Origin of the sequence: Streptomyces profundus (assembly GCF_020740535.1) — a bacterium.
Lineage (GTDB): Bacteria > Actinomycetota > Actinomycetes > Streptomycetales > Streptomycetaceae > Streptomyces > Streptomyces profundus.
In genome coordinates, this window is record NZ_CP082362.1 from 3,733,130 (window position 1) to 3,748,391 (window position 15,262).

The 15,262-nt window shown below is 72.6% G+C and carries 15 protein-coding genes and 1 tRNA gene; 12 read left to right on the forward strand and 4 right to left on the reverse strand.

The genetic code is table 11. The features are described from left to right. Positions 1–16: 16 nt before the first annotated feature. Entirely contained in the window at positions 17–1,324 is a 1,308-nt protein-coding gene (aceA, locus tag K4G22_RS16420) for an isocitrate lyase (RefSeq protein ID WP_228080985.1), read from the reverse strand. 421 nt (positions 1,325–1,745) lie between these two features. Between aceA and K4G22_RS16425 the strand changes: the two genes are divergently transcribed. Further along, complete coding sequence (locus K4G22_RS16425; RefSeq protein ID WP_228080986.1) at positions 1,746–3,239, forward strand: short-chain fatty acyl-CoA regulator family protein; 1,494 nt, start codon at positions 1,746–1,748, stop codon at positions 3,237–3,239. A 52-nt stretch (positions 3,240–3,291) separates the two neighbouring features. Here the strand turns inward: K4G22_RS16425 and solA are convergent, their stop codons facing one another. Then, complete coding sequence (gene solA, locus K4G22_RS16430) at positions 3,292–4,458, reverse strand: N-methyl-L-tryptophan oxidase (RefSeq protein WP_228080987.1); 1,167 nt, start codon at positions 4,456–4,458, stop codon at positions 3,292–3,294. Positions 4,459–4,589: 131 nt separating this feature from the next. Here solA and aroQ point away from each other — a divergent pair, with 131 nt between their 5' ends. Further along, complete coding sequence (gene aroQ, locus K4G22_RS16435) at positions 4,590–5,198, forward strand: gamma subclass chorismate mutase AroQ (protein WP_228080988.1); 609 nt, start codon at positions 4,590–4,592, stop codon at positions 5,196–5,198. Between the two features lie 98 nt (positions 5,199–5,296). Next, positions 5,297–5,803: a GNAT family N-acetyltransferase gene (locus K4G22_RS16440; protein ID WP_228084107.1), complete on the forward strand. Its 507-nt coding sequence runs from the start codon at positions 5,297–5,299 to the stop codon at positions 5,801–5,803. A gap of 29 nt (positions 5,804–5,832) precedes the next feature. Here K4G22_RS16440 and K4G22_RS16445 read toward each other — a convergent pair whose 3' ends face one another. Continuing rightward, positions 5,833–6,405, reverse strand: coding sequence for a MarR family winged helix-turn-helix transcriptional regulator (locus K4G22_RS16445; protein WP_228080989.1), 573 nt, complete (start codon positions 6,403–6,405; stop codon positions 5,833–5,835). A 188-nt stretch (positions 6,406–6,593) separates the two neighbouring features. On the opposite strand from K4G22_RS16445, the gene K4G22_RS16450 reads away from it, so the two are divergent. The 3 genes from K4G22_RS16450 to K4G22_RS16460 all read left to right on the forward strand — a co-directional run bounded on the left by K4G22_RS16450 (position 6,594) and on the right by K4G22_RS16460 (position 8,655). Further along, complete coding sequence (locus K4G22_RS16450) at positions 6,594–7,583, forward strand: EamA family transporter (RefSeq protein ID WP_228080990.1); 990 nt, start codon at positions 6,594–6,596, stop codon at positions 7,581–7,583. 22 nt (positions 7,584–7,605) lie between these two features. Continuing rightward, positions 7,606–8,535, forward strand: coding sequence for an SMP-30/gluconolactonase/LRE family protein (locus K4G22_RS16455; protein ID WP_228080991.1), 930 nt, complete (start codon positions 7,606–7,608; stop codon positions 8,533–8,535). A 43-nt stretch (positions 8,536–8,578) separates the two neighbouring features. Next, positions 8,579–8,655, forward strand: a tRNA-Met gene (locus tag K4G22_RS16460). Positions 8,656–8,876: 221 nt separating this feature from the next. On the opposite strand, the gene K4G22_RS16465 is transcribed toward K4G22_RS16460, so the two are convergent. Beyond that, the gene (locus K4G22_RS16465; RefSeq protein ID WP_228080992.1) at positions 8,877–9,860 is read right to left on the reverse strand and encodes a helix-turn-helix transcriptional regulator; all 984 of its coding nucleotides are present in this window, start codon (positions 9,858–9,860) and stop codon (positions 8,877–8,879) included. Between the two features lie 75 nt (positions 9,861–9,935). On the opposite strand from K4G22_RS16465, the gene K4G22_RS16470 reads away from it, so the two are divergent. From K4G22_RS16470 to K4G22_RS16495, 6 genes are all read left to right on the forward strand, one after another. Next, positions 9,936–11,417 carry an MFS transporter gene (locus K4G22_RS16470; RefSeq protein WP_228080993.1) on the forward strand — a complete coding sequence of 494 codons (1,482 nt, stop codon included), beginning with the start codon at positions 9,936–9,938 and terminating at the stop codon, positions 11,415–11,417. Between the two features lie 104 nt (positions 11,418–11,521). Then, the gene (locus tag K4G22_RS16475) at positions 11,522–11,785 is read left to right on the forward strand and encodes a hypothetical protein (RefSeq protein ID WP_228080994.1); all 264 of its coding nucleotides are present in this window, start codon (positions 11,522–11,524) and stop codon (positions 11,783–11,785) included. A 243-nt stretch (positions 11,786–12,028) separates the two neighbouring features. Next, the gene (locus K4G22_RS16480) at positions 12,029–13,255 is read left to right on the forward strand and encodes a helix-turn-helix domain-containing protein (protein ID WP_228080995.1); all 1,227 of its coding nucleotides are present in this window, start codon (positions 12,029–12,031) and stop codon (positions 13,253–13,255) included. A 146-nt stretch (positions 13,256–13,401) separates the two neighbouring features. After that, on the forward strand, positions 13,402–13,920 hold the full coding sequence (locus K4G22_RS16485) for a hypothetical protein (protein ID WP_228080996.1): 519 nt from the start codon (positions 13,402–13,404) through the stop codon (positions 13,918–13,920). A 49-nt stretch (positions 13,921–13,969) separates the two neighbouring features. Then, the gene (locus K4G22_RS16490; protein ID WP_228080997.1) at positions 13,970–14,704 is read left to right on the forward strand and encodes an aspartate/glutamate racemase family protein; all 735 of its coding nucleotides are present in this window, start codon (positions 13,970–13,972) and stop codon (positions 14,702–14,704) included. 138 nt (positions 14,705–14,842) lie between these two features. Next, positions 14,843–15,256 carry a hypothetical protein gene (locus tag K4G22_RS16495; protein ID WP_228080998.1) on the forward strand — a complete coding sequence of 138 codons (414 nt, stop codon included), beginning with the start codon at positions 14,843–14,845 and terminating at the stop codon, positions 15,254–15,256. Positions 15,257–15,262 lie beyond the last annotated feature (6 nt).

Here is a 15,262-nt window from a genome sequence, read left to right on the forward strand (position 1 = left end):
GGCCCGGGGCTTCGGGTCAGTCGAACTGCTCGGCCTCCGTCGAGCCGGCGAGCGCCGTGGTGGCGGAGGCCGGGTTGACGGCGGTCGAGACCAGATCGAAGTAGCCGGTGCCGACCTCGCGCTGGTGCTTCACGGCGGTGAAGCCGTGCCGCTGGGCGGCGAACTCCTTCTCCTGGAGGTCGACATAGGCCGTCATCCCCTCCTCGGCGTAGCCCTTGGCCAGGTCGAACATGCCGTGGTTGAGGGAGTGGAAGCCGGCCAGCGTGATGAACTGGAAGCGGTAGCCCATCGCGCCCAGCTCCCGTTGGAACTTGGCGATCTGGTCGTCGTCCAGGGCGGCCTTCCAGTTGAACGAGGGCGAGCAGTTGTAGGCCAGCAGCTGGTCCGGGTACTGGGCGTGGACCGCCTCGGCGAACTCGCGGGCCTGCCGCAGATCGGGCGTGCCGGTCTCCATCCAGAGCAGATCGGCGTGCGGCGCGTAGGCGAGGCCGCGCGCGACCGCGGGCGCCATCCCGTTGCGCACCCGGTAGAAGCCCTCGGCGGTGCGCTCCCCGGTGACGAACCTCGCGTCACGCTCGTCCACATCGCTGGTGATCAGCGTGGCGGCGAGGGCGTCGGTGCGGGCGATGATCACCGTGGGCACGCCGGCGATGTCGGCCGCCAGCCGGGCCGCGTTGAGGGTGCGGATGTGCTGGGAGGTCGGCACCAGCACCTTGCCGCCCAGGTGGCCGCACTTCTTCTCGGAGGCCAGCTGGTCCTCGTAGTGGATGCCGGCGGCGCCGGCGGCGATCATCGCCTTGGTCAGCTCGAACGCGTTGAGCGGCCCGCCGAACCCGGCCTCCGCGTCGGCGACGATGGGCGCCAGCCAGTCGAGCGCGCCCCCGTCCCCCTCCGCGGTGGCGATCTGGTCGGCGCGCAGCAGCGCGTTGTTGATCCGACGCACCACCTGCGGCACGGAGTTGACCGGGTAGAGGCTCTGGTCGGGGTAGGTGTGGCCGGCCTGGTTGGCGTCGGCGGCGACCTGCCAGCCGGAGAGGTAGATCGCCTGGAGCCCGGCCTTGACCTGCTGCACGGCCTGGCCGCCGGTGAGCGCCCCGAGGGCGTGCAGGTAGTCGGACTCGTGCAACTGCCGCCACAGTCGCTCGGCCCCGCGCCGGGCCAGGGTGTGCTCCTCCTGGACGCTGCCCGCCAGGCGGGTCACGTCCTCGGGCCGGTAGGTGCGCTCGATCCCCTGCCACCGGGGATCGGTGGCCCACCGGCGGGCCAACGCCTCGGCCGCCTGGGATGTCGCGGTGGATGTTTCCGCCTGCGTGATGACCGTCATGATCGTCTCCGCTGTAAAACTGCCCTGATGATGATCGAAGTGAACTGTGAGGTGCTCGGCACTGAGTGCCGAGGAGGGTGAGGAAAGGCACGGCCCGCCGAACCCCGCCGGATGGTGACGTCGAGCAATGCTGCCGGCGAGTGGCTCAATCGTCCGGTGTGCGCGTCGAGTTGCCGTGGCGTGGGTGGCACGGTCCCGATGGCTCCCCGGCCGGTTCGCCGGAGTCCGGCGGGCCGTGCTCACACTGTGACGGTGGCACTGGGTGCCATCAAGGGGGGATCGGTGCTAAGTTCTGAAAATCTTCCGGTGGGGTTCGGCTGAGGTTGCGAACCGTCGCGAATCACTGCGGATCGCTGTGAATCCCCCGAACGTCTCCGGTCGGCGTCGACCGGCCGGGCGATGGCGAAGGAGGGCGCTGGCGATGGCCAAGGTCTACGCGGGGCCACGGCTGCGGCGGCTCCGCGAGGAACGCGGGCTGCGGCAGACCGAGTTGGCCAGGCTGCTGGGCATCTCGCCCGGCTACCTCAACCAGATGGAACACGACTCCCGCCCGTTGACCGTTCCGGTGCTGCTCCGGCTCACCGAGACCTTCGGCGTCGAGCCGGACTTCTTCTCGACCCGGGACACCGGCCGGCTCCTCGCCGATCTGCGGGAGGCCCTCGCCGACGAGCTGACCGAGGGCCGGGTGACCCCGTCCGACCTCGGCGAACTCGCCTCCCGGCTGCCTTCGGTCGCCAAGGTCCTGCTCGAACTCGGCCGGCGCCACCACGCCTTGGCGAACCGGCTGGCCGAGGCCGCCGAGACCGCTGAGCGCGCCGAGACCGCCGAGACCGCTGAGACCGCCGAACACGCCCAACGCCGGGAGCGCGGAGGGCCGCTGGCCGCGCGCGGGGCGCGTGCGCCGGGCGCGCCGGGTGCGCCGCACGAGGAGATCAGGGAGTTCTTCTACCGGCGCCGGAACTACCTCCACGAGGTCGACCTCGCCGCCGAGGAGCTGGCCGAGGAGATCGGCGTCCGCCCTGGCGAGGTGCTGCGACGGCTGGAGGCGCGGCTGGCCGAGCGCCACGGCGTGCGCGTCGTCCCCCACGCGGGGCCCGAACAGCACCGCTACGACCGGGAGAACCGCGTGCTCGCCGTCTCCGGGCGGCTGCTGCCGGGCCAGCAGGCGTTCCGGATGGCCACCCAGCTGGCCCTGCTGGAGTACGACCCCGGGCTCTCCGAACTGGCCGGCGAGGACTTCCCACCCGGCTCGGACAGCTGGTCTCTGGCCCGGATCGGGGTGGCCAACTACTTCGCCGCCGCGCTGATCCTGCCCTACCGCGCCTTCCACGAAGCGGCCGAGGAGACGCGCTACGACATCGAACGGCTCACCGGCCGGTTCGGGCTCGGCTACGAGACGGTCTGCCACCGCCTGAGCACCCTGCAACGGCCGAGACTGCGCGGTGTGCCCTTCTCCTTCGTGCGGGTGGACCGGGCGGGCAACATGTCCAAGCGGCAGTCGGCGAGCGGATTCCACTTCTCCCACACCGGCGGCACCTGCCCGCTGTGGAACGTCTACGAGGCGTTCGCCGCCCCGGGGCGCATCCATGTGCAGATCGCCGCCATGCCCGACGGGGAGCGCTATCTGTGGATCGCCCGCACGGTCACCCGCCGCCAGGGCGGCTGGGGCGATCCGGCCAAGTCCTTCGCCATCGGCCTGGGATGCGAGATCCCGCACGCCGCGCGCCTGGTCTACTCCGACGGACTCGATCTGGGCAACGCCTCCGTGGCCACCCCGATCGGCATGGGCTGCCGCAGCTGCCAACGCCTTGACTGCCCCCAGCGGGCCGCGCCCCCCGCCGGCGTCCCGCTCGCCGTGGACGAGCACAGCAGCACCTTCGTCCCCTATCCGGTGCGCCGCCGCCCCGAGACGTAGGGCGCCGGCGCTCGGGCGCTGGTTCTCGGGCGCCGGCTCTCGGCACCGGTTCTCAGGCACCGGCGAACCGGCTCGGGTGGAACAGCTCGACGGGGTGGTCCGTGGTGCCCGTCAGCGCCAGGTCGGCGAGGATCTCGCCGACCACCGGCACGAACTTGAAGCCGTGCCCGGAGAAGCCGCAGGCCACCGTCACCGCCTCGTGCGCCGGATGCCGGGCGATCACGAAGTGCTCGTCGGGGGTGGTCGTGTACATGCAGGTGGCGGCGTGGAGCAGGGCGCCCGGCAGGCTGGGCAGATGGCGTCCGGCGTGCTCGGCCATCGTTGCCACCTCCGCCGGATGGACCGTGCGGTCGATGGTCTCCGGCGTGCACGCGCCGCCCGCCCGCCGGAAGAACGCCACCTTGGCGCCCCCTTCGGGCCCGTCGATCGCCGGGAAGCCGTAGATCTGCGTCCCGTCGTCGGGGCGCTCCCAGATGTAGACGGGGTGCCGATCCGGCAGGAACGGCTCGACCCCCGCCCCGCCACTCGGCTGGAACCAGTACATGATCTGCCGTTCGACGGTGAACGGCACGCCCAGATCGGCCAGTTGCTCGGGGGCCCAGGCGCCGGGGCAGATCACCAGCTGCCCCGCCGTATAGCTGCCCAGCGCGGTGCGCACCCGCACACCCGCGCCGCCAGGCAGCGCCTCCCAGGAGGTGACCGGCTCCTTGAAGCGCAGCTCGGCGCCCGACGCCGTGGCCCGCTCGATCCCGGCCCTGACCGTCTCCTCGGGGCGCACCAGACCCGCGCGCGCCTCCCAGAGCGCCACCTCCCCGGCGCGCGGGCTCAGCGTGGGGAACCGCCGCCTGATCTCCGGGGCGTCCAGCAGCTCATGGGGGAGATCCCAGGCATCGGCCGCCGCCAGGGAGCCGGCCACCGTCCGGCTCTCCGGGGTGCCCAGCATCAGCCCGCCACAGGAGACCATCAGCTCCCGCCCGGTCTCCCGCTCCAGCCGCGCGAACAGCTCATAGGCGCGCAGCAACAGCGGCACGTACTGCGCCCCCTCGAAGTACGACTGGCGGATGATCCGCGAACCGCCGTGGCTGGAGCCCCGGTCATGGGCGGGATCGAACCGCTCCAGACCGAGCACCCGCGCTCCCCGCGCCGCCAGCTGATGGACGGCGGCGCTGCCCATCCCGCCGACACCGAGCACGATCACGTCATAGCTGGTGCGAGCCATCCGTCACTCCTCTCGTCACTGCCGTGTTCCCGGGGGCCGTCCAGGGGCGTCTCGGATGGTCCTCGGGGGGTGGTCCGTCGGGATGATCGCCCCGGGCCGCGACGCCGGCCGTCGGCGGTCGTTCTCCGGGCATGAGAATCCCTCGCCGGCTCGGCCTCACCCTGGCGGCACTCGCCCTCCTCGGCGCCACCGGAGCCACCCTCCTGCCCGAACCCGCCTCGCCGCTGCGCGCGTTGACCGAGCTCTCCGCCCAGCGGCTGGCCACCGCCGACCGGGTGGCCGCCGCCAAGTGGATCGGCGGTGACCCGATCGACGACCCCGCCAGGGAACGGGAGGTGATCCGCCTGGCCCGCGCCGAAGCGCGCCGGGCGGGGACCGACCCGGACGTCGTGGCCCGGGTCTTCCGCGACCAGATCGACGCCAACAAGCTCGTCCAACGGGCCCTGCACGGCCGCTGGCAGGCCGACCCGGGCACCGCCCCGCCCGCCGCGGGGGACGGGGGGAACGCGGGGGAACTCTCCGCCGTCCGCGCCGAGATCGACCGGCTCAACGCCGATCTCCTGACGGAGCTGGCAGAGCTGGCGGAGCTGACGGAGGCCACCGAGGGCCGCGCCGGCGCCGACTGCCCGGCCCAGCGCGGCCTGGCCCTGGACGAGACCCGCGACCGGCGCGGCCTCGACCCGCTCCACACCCGCGCGCTGGGCCACGCGCTCCGCTCCGTCTGCCCCGCCGCCGGCTGACTCCCCGACCTCCGCCAGGCCGCGCTGGGCCATGCGAGACTGACCGGATGCGAGGGCCGCCGGAACGAACGCCAGGGCCCGAACGGACCGGGATCGCGGTGCGGACGCGGGAGGTTCGGGAGGACGAGCTGCCGCTGCTGCGCGCGATCGAGCGGGCGGCCGGCGAACCCTTCCGGCAGCTGGGGATGGACGCGATCGCCGACGACGAACCGCCCGCCGTCGCCGAACTGCGCCGCTATCGGCAGGCCGGCATGGCCTGGGTGGCGGTGGACGAGACGGACCGACCGTCGGCCTATCTGGTGGCCGAGTGGGTGGACGGCGAGGCCCATGTCGCCCAGGTGTCCGTGCGGCCCGAACACGCGCACCGGCGGATCGGCAGAGCCCTGCTGGACCGGCTGGCCGCGCACGCGCGCGCGGCCGGCAGCCCGGCGCTGACCCTGACCACCTTCGCCGACGTGCCATGGAACGCGCCCTACTACCGGCGCTGCGGATTCGTGGAGTTGACCCCGGCGGAGCTGACGCCCGGACTGCGCGCCATCCGCCGTCAGGAGGCCGAACTCGGCCTCGACCGCTGGCCCAGGATCGCGATGCGCAGACCGCTGTAGCCGGCGCCGCCGAAAGCCCCCCACCGCGCTCACCCGAGCCTGGTGTCGCCGAGCGCGATCAACAACTGGCGCAGCGCGGCACTGAGGACCGCCTGATCCTCGTGCGCCATCCCGGCCAGCATCCGCTCCTCGTTGGCGACATGCGCGACCATCGCGCGATCGACCAGGCCGAGCCCGGGGGAGGTGAGGCGGACGCGGATGGCCCTGCGGTCGCACGGATCGGGATGGCGCTCGATGAGCCCCTTCCGCTCCAGCCGGTCCAGCCGGTTGGTGATGGCGCCCGAGGTGACCATGGAGGCGAGCACCAGCTCGCTGGGCGTCAGCTCGTGCGGGGTGCCGGCGCGGCGCAGCGTGGCCAGCACGTCGAACTCCGCGTGCTCCAGGCCGTGCTCGGCGAACACCGGCTTCATGCCCTTGGAGAGCAGGCTGGACGCCCGGTTGATCCGGCCGACCAGCGCCATCGCGTCCAGCCCGGTCAGATCGGGGCGCTCCCGCTCCCACTGGGCGCGCAGCGCGTCCACCGCGTCCACGGCGCCCACGGCGTGCACCGGCTCTGCCTCGGCGGCCACCGCGTCCGCCCGCTGCCGGGGCCCTTCGCTCATCGCAGTCCTCCCGGACGAGATAACTCAGCACTCAGATACTTGACGTTCGCAGAGTCTACCTGGCAGACTCGCGGATAGCTAGTTCAACGTTGAGAAGGTCGGCGTTGAAATACCCGCTCCGGAGGGTCGCCCGTCCGGAGCGCGCGAGAGGGGTGGGGTCCATGGTCGGGAGCGGTGCGAAGAGGCGGATGTCGGCGGGGCATTGGGGCGTGGCCGCGCTGGCGGCCGTCGGCCCCGCCGCCTGGGGCACCACCTATGTCACGACCACGGAGCTGCTGCCGCCCGATCGGCCGCTGTTGGCGGCGGCGCTGCGGGCGCTGCCGGCCGGGCTGCTGCTCCTGGCCTTCACGCGGCGGCTGCCGCGCGGCGCCTGGTGGTGGAAGGCGGCCGTCCTCGGTCTGTTGAACTTCGGGGCCTTCTTCCCGCTGCTCTTCTACGGCGCCTATCGCCTCCCAGGCGGCGTCGCCTCCACGATCGGCGCGCTCTCCCCGCTGGTGGTGGTCGGGTTGAGCGTCGTGCTGCTGCGGGTCCGCCCGGGGCGCGGCTCGGTGCCGGCCGCGCTGCTGGGGCTGGTCGGCGTCGCCCTGATGGTGCTCCGCGCCGATGCCGCGCTCGATGTCGGAGGGGTGGTGGCGCTGCTGGTGGCCATGGCGCTGATGGCGCTCGCCGTGGTGCTGGCCAAGCGGTGGGGGCGTCCGCCCGGTGCCTCTCTGCTCGCCTTCACCGGCTGGCAGTTGACGGCCGGTGGGCTCGTGCTGGCGCCCATAGCCTGGCTCGGCGAGGGCGCCCCGCCCGCCCTGACAGCGAGCCACCTCGCCGGCTATGTCTATCTCGGGCTGATCGGCACGGCCCTGGCCTACGCCCTGTGGTTCCGGGGCATAGAGCGCCTGCCCGCCGCATCGGTGGCCTTCCTCAGCCTGACCAACCCCGTCGTCGCCACGCTTGCCGGGCTGGTGCTGCTGGGTCAGTCGCTCACCCCCTGGCAGCTGGTGGGGCTCGGCCTGGTCCTCGCCGGGGTGTTCCTCGGCCAACGAGCGGGCCAGCGCACGACGCCGGCGCGTCTCGCGGCCAGGGGCGGCCCGCCTTCCCCCTCCCTCGCCGATCCGGCCGATCCAGCCGATCCGGCCGACGCCCCGGCCGGCGCGGATGATGGGGTGTGTGGCAAAGGCCGAGGATGACAAGGACGGAGAGGTGTCAGCGGTGAGCGCACAAACGCCGGTGTACGAGGCCCTGGACGAGCGGTTCCGCAGCGAGAGGTGCGGGGCGGGGGATCGGCGGCTGGAGACGCTCCATCAGGGCTCCCGCTGGGCCGAGGGCCCGCTCTATGTGCCGGCCGGGCGGTATCTGCTGTGGAGCGACATCCCCAACGACCGGCTGCTGCGCTGGGACGAGACCACGGGCCAGGTCGGGGTGTTCCGCCCCTCGGCCGGCTTCCCCAACGGCAACACCCTCGATGGCCAGGGCCGGTTGATCACCTGTGAGCAGGGCAACCGCCGGGTCACCAGAACGGAGCACGACGGGTCGATCACCGTGCTCGCGGACCGTTTCCAGGGCAAGCGGCTCAACAGCCCCAACGACGCGGCCGTGCGGTCCGACGGCTCGATCTGGTTCTCGGATCCGGAGTTCGGCATCGCCAGCGACTACGAGGGCCATCGCGCCCCCAGCGAGATCGGCGCCCGCAACGTCTACCGCGTCGATCCCGGCTCAGCCGAGGTGCGGCTGGTCGCCGACGGCTTCAGCGGCCCCAACGGCCTGGTCTTCTCCCCTGACGAGTCCCAGCTCTATGTCTCGGACAGCGTGGCCAACCACATCCGCCGGTTCCGGGTCAGGGACGACGGCGCGCTCGACGACGAGGGCCTCTTCACCAGCTGCGCCCGGGGGAAGTTCGACAACATCCGCTTCGACGACGCGGGCCGGCTCTGGGCGGCGGCCATGGACGACGGGGTGCACTGCTACCACCCGGACGGCACGCTGCTGGGCCGCGTGCTGGTCCCCGAGGTGGTGGCCAACATCCGGTTCGGCGGCCTCCGCAGGAACCGGATGTTCATCGCCGGCACCACCTCGATCTACTCGCTGATGATGAGCGTCACTGGCCTCCCGGCCCTCCCCTCGGCGCAGCCGCGGGCCTGAGGGAGCGAGCACCCCCCGACATGGCGTAGGGTAGGTCTCACGACGCGGGGTGGAGCAGCTCGGTAGCTCGCTGGGCTCATAACCCAGAGGTCGCAGGTTCAAATCCTGTCCCCGCTACCACCACCGATGGGCCCGACGCGAAAGCGCCGGGCCCATCGGCGTTCCCCCACCCCGTCCCACCCCGTCCTGTCCCGCCCCACCCCCGTTCCAGGGCTCGGACCAACACCGCCCGGTACGCCGTCCCGTGGCCCTGCCCGGACCAGCGAGCGTCTGGGCCGTGGGCGGTGGGGTGGTCAGGTGCTCGCGGTCCCGTCCCGGGATGCCGCTTTCGGCTGCCGTCCCTATGCGGGCGCTTCGGGCTGGCGTTCCGCGGAGCCCGCGAAGCGGCGGGACAACACCCGGAGGTGGGCGACGAGTTCGGGGTTGTCCTGGACCGCGAAGTCGGCGTCCAGCATGCCCAGCCAGATGGCCAGCGTCTGGGCGGAGTCCGCGCCCGTGTGCAGCAGGCAGCTCTCCGGCCCCGCCGGTTCGACCACGCCGACCGACGCGGGGAGCCGTTCCGCCAGCCGCTCGGCCGAGGTGTGCACCAGCACCCGCGCCCGCACCCGCCAGGGCGCCGCCGCGACCCCACGGGAGACATAGCCGGCGACATCCTCGTCCGGCAGCGGTCTGGCCGCGAACCGGGGCCCGTTGGGGACGCGGGGGGTGAGCCGGTCCACCCGGAAGGTGCGCCAGTCCTCCCGCGCGATGTCCCAGGCGATCAGATACCAGCGGCGCCCCCAGTTGACCAGCCGATAGGGCTCGGCCTCCCGCCGCACCGGCTCGTCCGCCCCGTGGTTCAGATAGTCGAAGCGCAGCCGCTCCCGGTCGCGGCAGGCGGCGGCGATGGTGGTCAGCGTCTCGGGGGAGACCCTGGACTCCGACTCGCGCGCCGGGATCGCCACCGTGTAGCTGTTCAACGCGCCGACGCGGCGCCGGAGTCGGGGCGGCAGCACCTGTTCCAGCTTGGTCAGCGCGCTGAGCGAGGACTCCTCGATGCCGCTGATCGCGCCCCCGGTGGCGGTGCGCAGCCCCACCGCGACCGCCACCGCCTCCTCGTCGTCGAGCAGCAGCGGCGGCAGGGTGCTGCCCGCGCCGAGGCGGTAGCCGCCGATCGAACCCCGGATGGCGTCCACCGGGTAGCCGAGCCGGCGGAGCCGGTCGACGTCGTTGCGTATGGTCCTGGTCGTTACCTCTAGCCGCTCGGCCAGCTCCGGGCCCGTCCACTCGCGCGGCGTCTGTAGCAGCGAGAGGAGGCGGAGCAGGCGAGCCGATGTTTCCAGCATGTGATCCACCCTGCGCGCGATACAGGAACGATCCGTTCCTATCTCCCTGTGAGGGTACGGGACATGGAGAACGCGATGGGAACCCGTCTGCGCTGGCTCGGCCTCTGGTCGCTGCTGGCCGCGATGTTGATGAACCTGCTGGACGCCACCGTGGTGACGGTGGCCGGGCCGGCGATCAGGGCCGATCTCGGCGGGTCGGAGGCGAGCCTCCAGTGGACGGCCGCCTCCTACCCGCTCGCGATGGCCGTCGGGCTGCTGACCGGCGGCCGGCTCGGCGACATGCTGGGGCGGCGCACGGTGCTGCTGGCCGGGGAGGCCGGCTTTCTGCTCACCTCCCTGGCCTGCGCCGCCGCCTGGTCGCCGGAGGCGTTGATCGTGGCGCGGGTGCTTCAGGGGCTCTGCGCCGCGGTGATGGTGCCGCAGGTGTTCGGCCTGATCAGGGACCTGTTTCCGCCGCACGAGATCGGAAAGGCGTTCGGCGCGTTGGGGCCGGTGATCGGTCTTTCCACCGTGCTGGGGCCGATCGTCGCCGGGGTGCTGGTGGACGCCGATCTCCTGGGCAGCGGCTGGCGGATGGTCTTCCTCATCAACCTGCCGATCGCCGCCTTCGGGCTGGTCGTCGGCGCCCGGGTGCTGCCGAGGAGCCGGGGCGACCGGACGCTTCGGCTGGACGGCCTCGGGGCGGCGCTGGCCAGCGTGGGCATGTTCCTGTTGATCTTCCCCCTGGTGCAGGGGCGCGAACTGGGCTGGCCGGCTTGGCTGTCGGGCCTCGCGGTGGGTGCGCTCCTGTCGTTGGGCGGCTTCGTGGTCAGGCAGCGGGCGCGGTCGGCGGCCGGTCGGGTTCCGCTGGTCGAGCTGAGCGTGCTGGCCAAGCGTTCCTACACCGCCGGCGTGGGGTTCACCCTGGTGTTCTTCAGCGCCATCGTCGGCTTCTCCCTGGTGATGTCGTTGCTGCTGCAACTGGGTCTCGGGTTCGGTCCGCTGGGGGCGAGTCTGGCGATGGCCCCCTGGGCGGTCGGGGGGTTCCTCGGCTCCGGGTTCGCCGCGGCGACGATGGCCAGGATGGGACGGCGGGTGCTGCACCTCGGTCTCGCGCTGATGGTCGTGGGACTGGTCGGCACCTACCTGGTGATCGACGGGGCCGGCGCCGAGCTGGGCGGTTGGAGCCTGGCCCCCGTGCTCCTGGTCTACGGGCTCGGCATGGGCATGATCTTCGTGCCGCTCTTCGACATCATCATGGCGAAGGTCGACGACGCCGAGGTGGGTTCCGCCTCGGGCCTGTTGGAGTCCTTCCAGCAGTTGGGCGCGAGCCTCGGCGTCGCGGTGCTGGGCACGGTCTTCTTCTCGACGGTGGGGATCGCCCCGCTGGTCGACGACTATCTGACGGCCGCCCGCCAGGTGACCCTGATCGCCCTGGGGCTGACCCTGCTGGCCTCTCTGCTCGGCTTCCTGCTGCCCCGCGGCGCCCGGGAGGCCACCACACCGCCGGCCCCCGGCGAGAGCGACGACCCGGCGGATCCGGTCGAGCCCTCCCAGCGGGAGCCCGCGCTGGCCTGAACCGCGGGAACGCTCGTTCCGCACCTCGGCAGGGATATATGGCGGCGGACCCGCGCCGTTGCCGTCAGACTGGAGCGTCGCACCATCGAGGAGAGGACCTTTCCATGGCCAAGCGCGCACCCCAGCCCTCCCGCAACGGGGCCCAGTCCCCGGCCGCGCGGGGCGGCTTCCGCCCCATCACCGAGCCCGAGGAGGTCACGCCCGACCCCAACGGCAACCGCGCCCAGCGCCGCGCGGCGGCCAAGGCCGCCAAACAGGGACGGCTCCCCGAGCCCGCCGAGGGCGCCGAGTCCGAGTCCGAGAACGACGACCAGGGCGAGAACGACACCGCGGAGGCCGGCGAGTCAGCCGACGCACCAGCCCGCTGAACCGGGACGCCCCGCCTCGCGCGGGGCGCTTTCGCGTGGCCGGGACGGTCGAACACCACGGCGCCGCCGCGTAGTTCGGGTGTCAGGTCGAACGGGTGTCGCTGGGGGGAACGAGGAGGGTGCTGGCCTGGCGGGTGGCGGTAGCGTCCGGGGTGCGATCTGGCGGACAGCTCCTTGGAGGCCCTGGATGGACCGGACAACTCCCCTGCGCCATCAGGCGGTTACCCGGGCGGCGGCTCGGTGATGGCGGACGAGACCGAGACGCTCGGTCAACGGATGCGCCGCGCGCGGCTGCGGCTCGGGCTGACCCAGGCGGATGTCGCCGCCCGGCTGCGGCGCACCCAGAGCTGGGTCTCCAAGGTGGAGAGCGGCGATATCGAGCTGGACCGGGCCAGTGTGATCAACGCGCTGGCCGGGGTGCTCCATATCCACCCCAACGAGCTGATCGAGCGGCCGTTCACCGGCAGCACCGCGGAGAACCAGTGGCAGGTCTCGGCGGCCCTGACCTTACGCGAGCTGCGGCGCTACGATCTGGCGCCGACCTTCGAAGGGGCCCCCAGGTCGGCCGCCGAGCTGTGGACGGCGATGCGCCAGCTCCACCTGCTGCGGGACGAGGCCGACAACACCGCCATCCTCACCCTCCTCCCCGACCTGCTGCGCGAGGCCCGCGCCCTGGCCGAGACGGCCGGGGGGCGTGAACGCGAGGAGGCGTACGCCGTCTACGCGGTGGCGTGCAAGTTCGGGCACACCTCGGCGCACGCGCTGGGCCACCCGGAGTTGATCACGCTGGCCGCCGAGCGCGCGGGGTGGGCGGCCCAGCGCTCGGGCGATCCGCTGCTGCCCGCCGTGGTGGACTGGATGCGGGCCTGGGACATGTGGGCCACCGCCGACTGGGACGACGCGCTGGCCCTGGGGGACAAGGCGCTGCGCGGGGTGTCGGCGGCCTATGAGCGGGGCGAGGCGCCGGCGCTGCGCGTCTGGGGCTCCCTCCAACTCCGCGCCGCCGTCTCGGCGGCCAGGGCGGGGAACGCCGTCGAGGCCGAACACCGGCTGAAGTTGGCCGACGAGTCCGCCCGGCGGGTGACCGCGGGCTCCCAACCCGTGGACGACCGGCACTCGTTGACGTTCAGCGCGGGCAATGTCGGCATCCACCGGGTCAATGTGGCGCTGGAGCTGAGCCAGCAGGACGAGGCGCTGCGGCTCCACGAACGGCTGGATCCCGAGGTCGTGGGCGCGCTGCCGGCGTCCCGGCGCGGCCACTACCGGATGGATCTGGCGCGCGCCTATCTCTGGTCGGGCCAACGCGACCGCGCCTTCACGGAGTTGGCGGCGGCGGAACGGATCGCGCCCCAGCTGATCAGAAACCATCCGATCGCCCGCGCGACGCTGCGGCGCATCGTCTACGGGGAGCGGACGGGGGTGCGCGAGCAGCTCCGACGGATGTCGGCCCGCTTCCATCTGAGCGCGTGACCGGGCGTTGGACGAGGCCACCGGCACCCCGACCGCCGCCGGAATCGGATGTGTTGAGCTGCTCGTATTCCTTCTCATCATGCCGATAGTAATGGCGCGGGTACGCTCGGTAGCGGGTTGTTCGTCGTTGACGCCGGAGGTGTCTGGTGCAGATCGATATCCCCTACCCGGCCTGGGTGCCGTCCGCTCGTCAGGGCGCCAGGGACTTGCCGTGTGGCCGGTGGTTCGACGCGGTCAGGGCCTCGGGCATCGAGGGCGCCAGGGCCATCGCCCGGCTCGGCGAGCGGACAGGGCCGGTGATCCATCTGCCCACCGAACGCGCGATGTTCTGGCTGGTCCCGGTCGGCTCGGCGGACGGCTGGCGGCTCCCCGGCATCGTGATCCTCGGCGCCGACGAGAGCCTCTCCGTGCCGCCGCCGTCCCGCACGGAGGGCCCGGCGGTGCGCTGGCTGATCCCGCCCCGCCGGTTCTGTCTCACCGATCCGGTGGCGCTGCACGATGTGTTGACGGTCGTCGTCAACGGCTGTCGCACTCCGGACGCCTATCGGACGGTGGAGTGCCATATCGGGGCGCACCGCTCCTGTACCAAGGGGGTGGCGCCGCCCCCGCCGGTCGGGATCCCGGTGATCTATCTGGCCTGCGACTGCTCGTGCCACGAGCGCTGAGCGGCCCGCACCCGGGCGAGAAGGCCGCGGGAGATGAGAGGGTCCACGGATGAGACATCTGGGCATTCTGGGCCACAGCACCGAGGGGGCCGCGCTCTGTTTCCGCGCCTTCTGCCAGCGCGGATTCCGCGAGTTGGGGGAGCATCAGCATCCGGACGTCACCCTTGACTGCATCGCCCTCGCGCGGAGCATGCCGGGCTGGGACTCGGGGGACCACGCGGCGGTGCGCGGCGTGCTGGCGGAGAGCGTGCGCCGGCTGGCGGGCGCGGGCTCCGAGTTCTTCGTCTGCGCGGACAACACGGCGCATATGGCGTTGGAGGCGCCGGGCGAGCCGCTGGCGCTGCCGGGTCTGCACCTGCCCGATGTGGTGGCGGCGCGCGCGGCGCGGGACGGCCGTCGGCGCGTGGGCGTGTTGGGCACCCGCTACACGATGGACGGCCCGCTCTACCCCACCGCGCTGGGGCGGTTGGGCATCGAGGCGGCCATCCCCGAGTCGGCCGACCGGGCGTTGATCCACCGAACCATCTTCGACGAGTTGTTGAACGGCGAGATCGAGGCGGCCTCCCAGGAGGCGTTCGCGGCGGTCATCGGGCGGCTGGCCGAGCGCGGCTGCGACGCGGTGGCGCTGGTGTGCACGGAAATCCCGCTGCTGGTCACGCCGGAGATGTCGCCGCTGCCGCTGCTGGACTCCACCCGGCTGTTGGCCGACGCGGCCTTCGAGGTCGCGGTGGGGCGGGCGTCTTTCCCCGCGTGGCGGGGCGGCCCGGTACAGCCTCCCGGGTGACCGATCCTGATCAGCGACCCCGGTGCGAATGTCCGTTATTTCACCGCTCGTTGCCGACCCTGGCCAATTGCCGCCTGTCAGGAAGTGGGCCGCACCGCGTCGGCGGAATTGTCAGACCCATGGTCCAGCATGGAGAGCATGACAGACCTCGTCATCCACGATGAGTGGCAGCTTCCGGCGTGGACGGAGACCGTGGGGCCCGGTTGGGCGGCCCTGCTGGTCCGGCTGCACCAACAGCTGCTTGTCCTCGCTCCGGACTACCGGATCGAAAAGTGCGAGCGCGGCCTGGGCGGCCTGCGGATCTGCGTCGCCGACCGCTTCGACGACCAGGGCGACTTCGACGGCCAGTGGGCGGATCTCGCCACCCAGCTCACCGACGCCACCGAGACGGCCTCCGAGCGGACCTGCGAGATATGCGGCGGCCCTGGCCGCCCGCGCTTCCGCGGCGGTGCCAGGGAGGTCTGGATCACCGCGCTCTGCGACGGCTGTGCCGCCGAGCTGACGCGCCAGGCGATCCCGGAGCCGCGGGGCGCCCGCGGCTCCGGGCGGTAGCCCTTC

What these genes read in the sequence shown, in the direction of transcription:
- aceA (WP_228080985.1), bottom strand. Translation starts at nt 1,324, where the DNA reads ATGACGGTCATCACGCAGGCGGAAACATCCACCGCGACATCCCAGGCG.
- K4G22_RS16425 (WP_228080986.1), top strand. Translation starts at nt 1,746, where the DNA reads ATGGCCAAGGTCTACGCGGGGCCACGGCTGCGGCGGCTCCGCGAGGAA.
- solA (WP_228080987.1), bottom strand. Translation starts at nt 4,458, where the DNA reads ATGGCTCGCACCAGCTATGACGTGATCGTGCTCGGTGTCGGCGGGATG.
- aroQ (WP_228080988.1), top strand. Translation starts at nt 4,590, where the DNA reads ATGAGAATCCCTCGCCGGCTCGGCCTCACCCTGGCGGCACTCGCCCTC.
- K4G22_RS16445 (WP_228080989.1), bottom strand. Translation starts at nt 6,405, where the DNA reads ATGAGCGAAGGGCCCCGGCAGCGGGCGGACGCGGTGGCCGCCGAGGCA.
- K4G22_RS16450 (WP_228080990.1), top strand. Translation starts at nt 6,594, where the DNA reads ATGTCGGCGGGGCATTGGGGCGTGGCCGCGCTGGCGGCCGTCGGCCCC.
- K4G22_RS16465 (WP_228080992.1), bottom strand. Translation starts at nt 9,860, where the DNA reads ATGCTGGAAACATCGGCTCGCCTGCTCCGCCTCCTCTCGCTGCTACAG.
- K4G22_RS16470 (WP_228080993.1), top strand. Translation starts at nt 9,936, where the DNA reads ATGGGAACCCGTCTGCGCTGGCTCGGCCTCTGGTCGCTGCTGGCCGCG.
- K4G22_RS16475 (WP_228080994.1), top strand. Translation starts at nt 11,522, where the DNA reads ATGGCCAAGCGCGCACCCCAGCCCTCCCGCAACGGGGCCCAGTCCCCG.
- K4G22_RS16480 (WP_228080995.1), top strand. Translation starts at nt 12,029, where the DNA reads ATGGCGGACGAGACCGAGACGCTCGGTCAACGGATGCGCCGCGCGCGG.
- K4G22_RS16490 (WP_228080997.1), top strand. Translation starts at nt 13,970, where the DNA reads ATGAGACATCTGGGCATTCTGGGCCACAGCACCGAGGGGGCCGCGCTC.
- K4G22_RS16495 (WP_228080998.1), top strand. Translation starts at nt 14,843, where the DNA reads ATGACAGACCTCGTCATCCACGATGAGTGGCAGCTTCCGGCGTGGACG.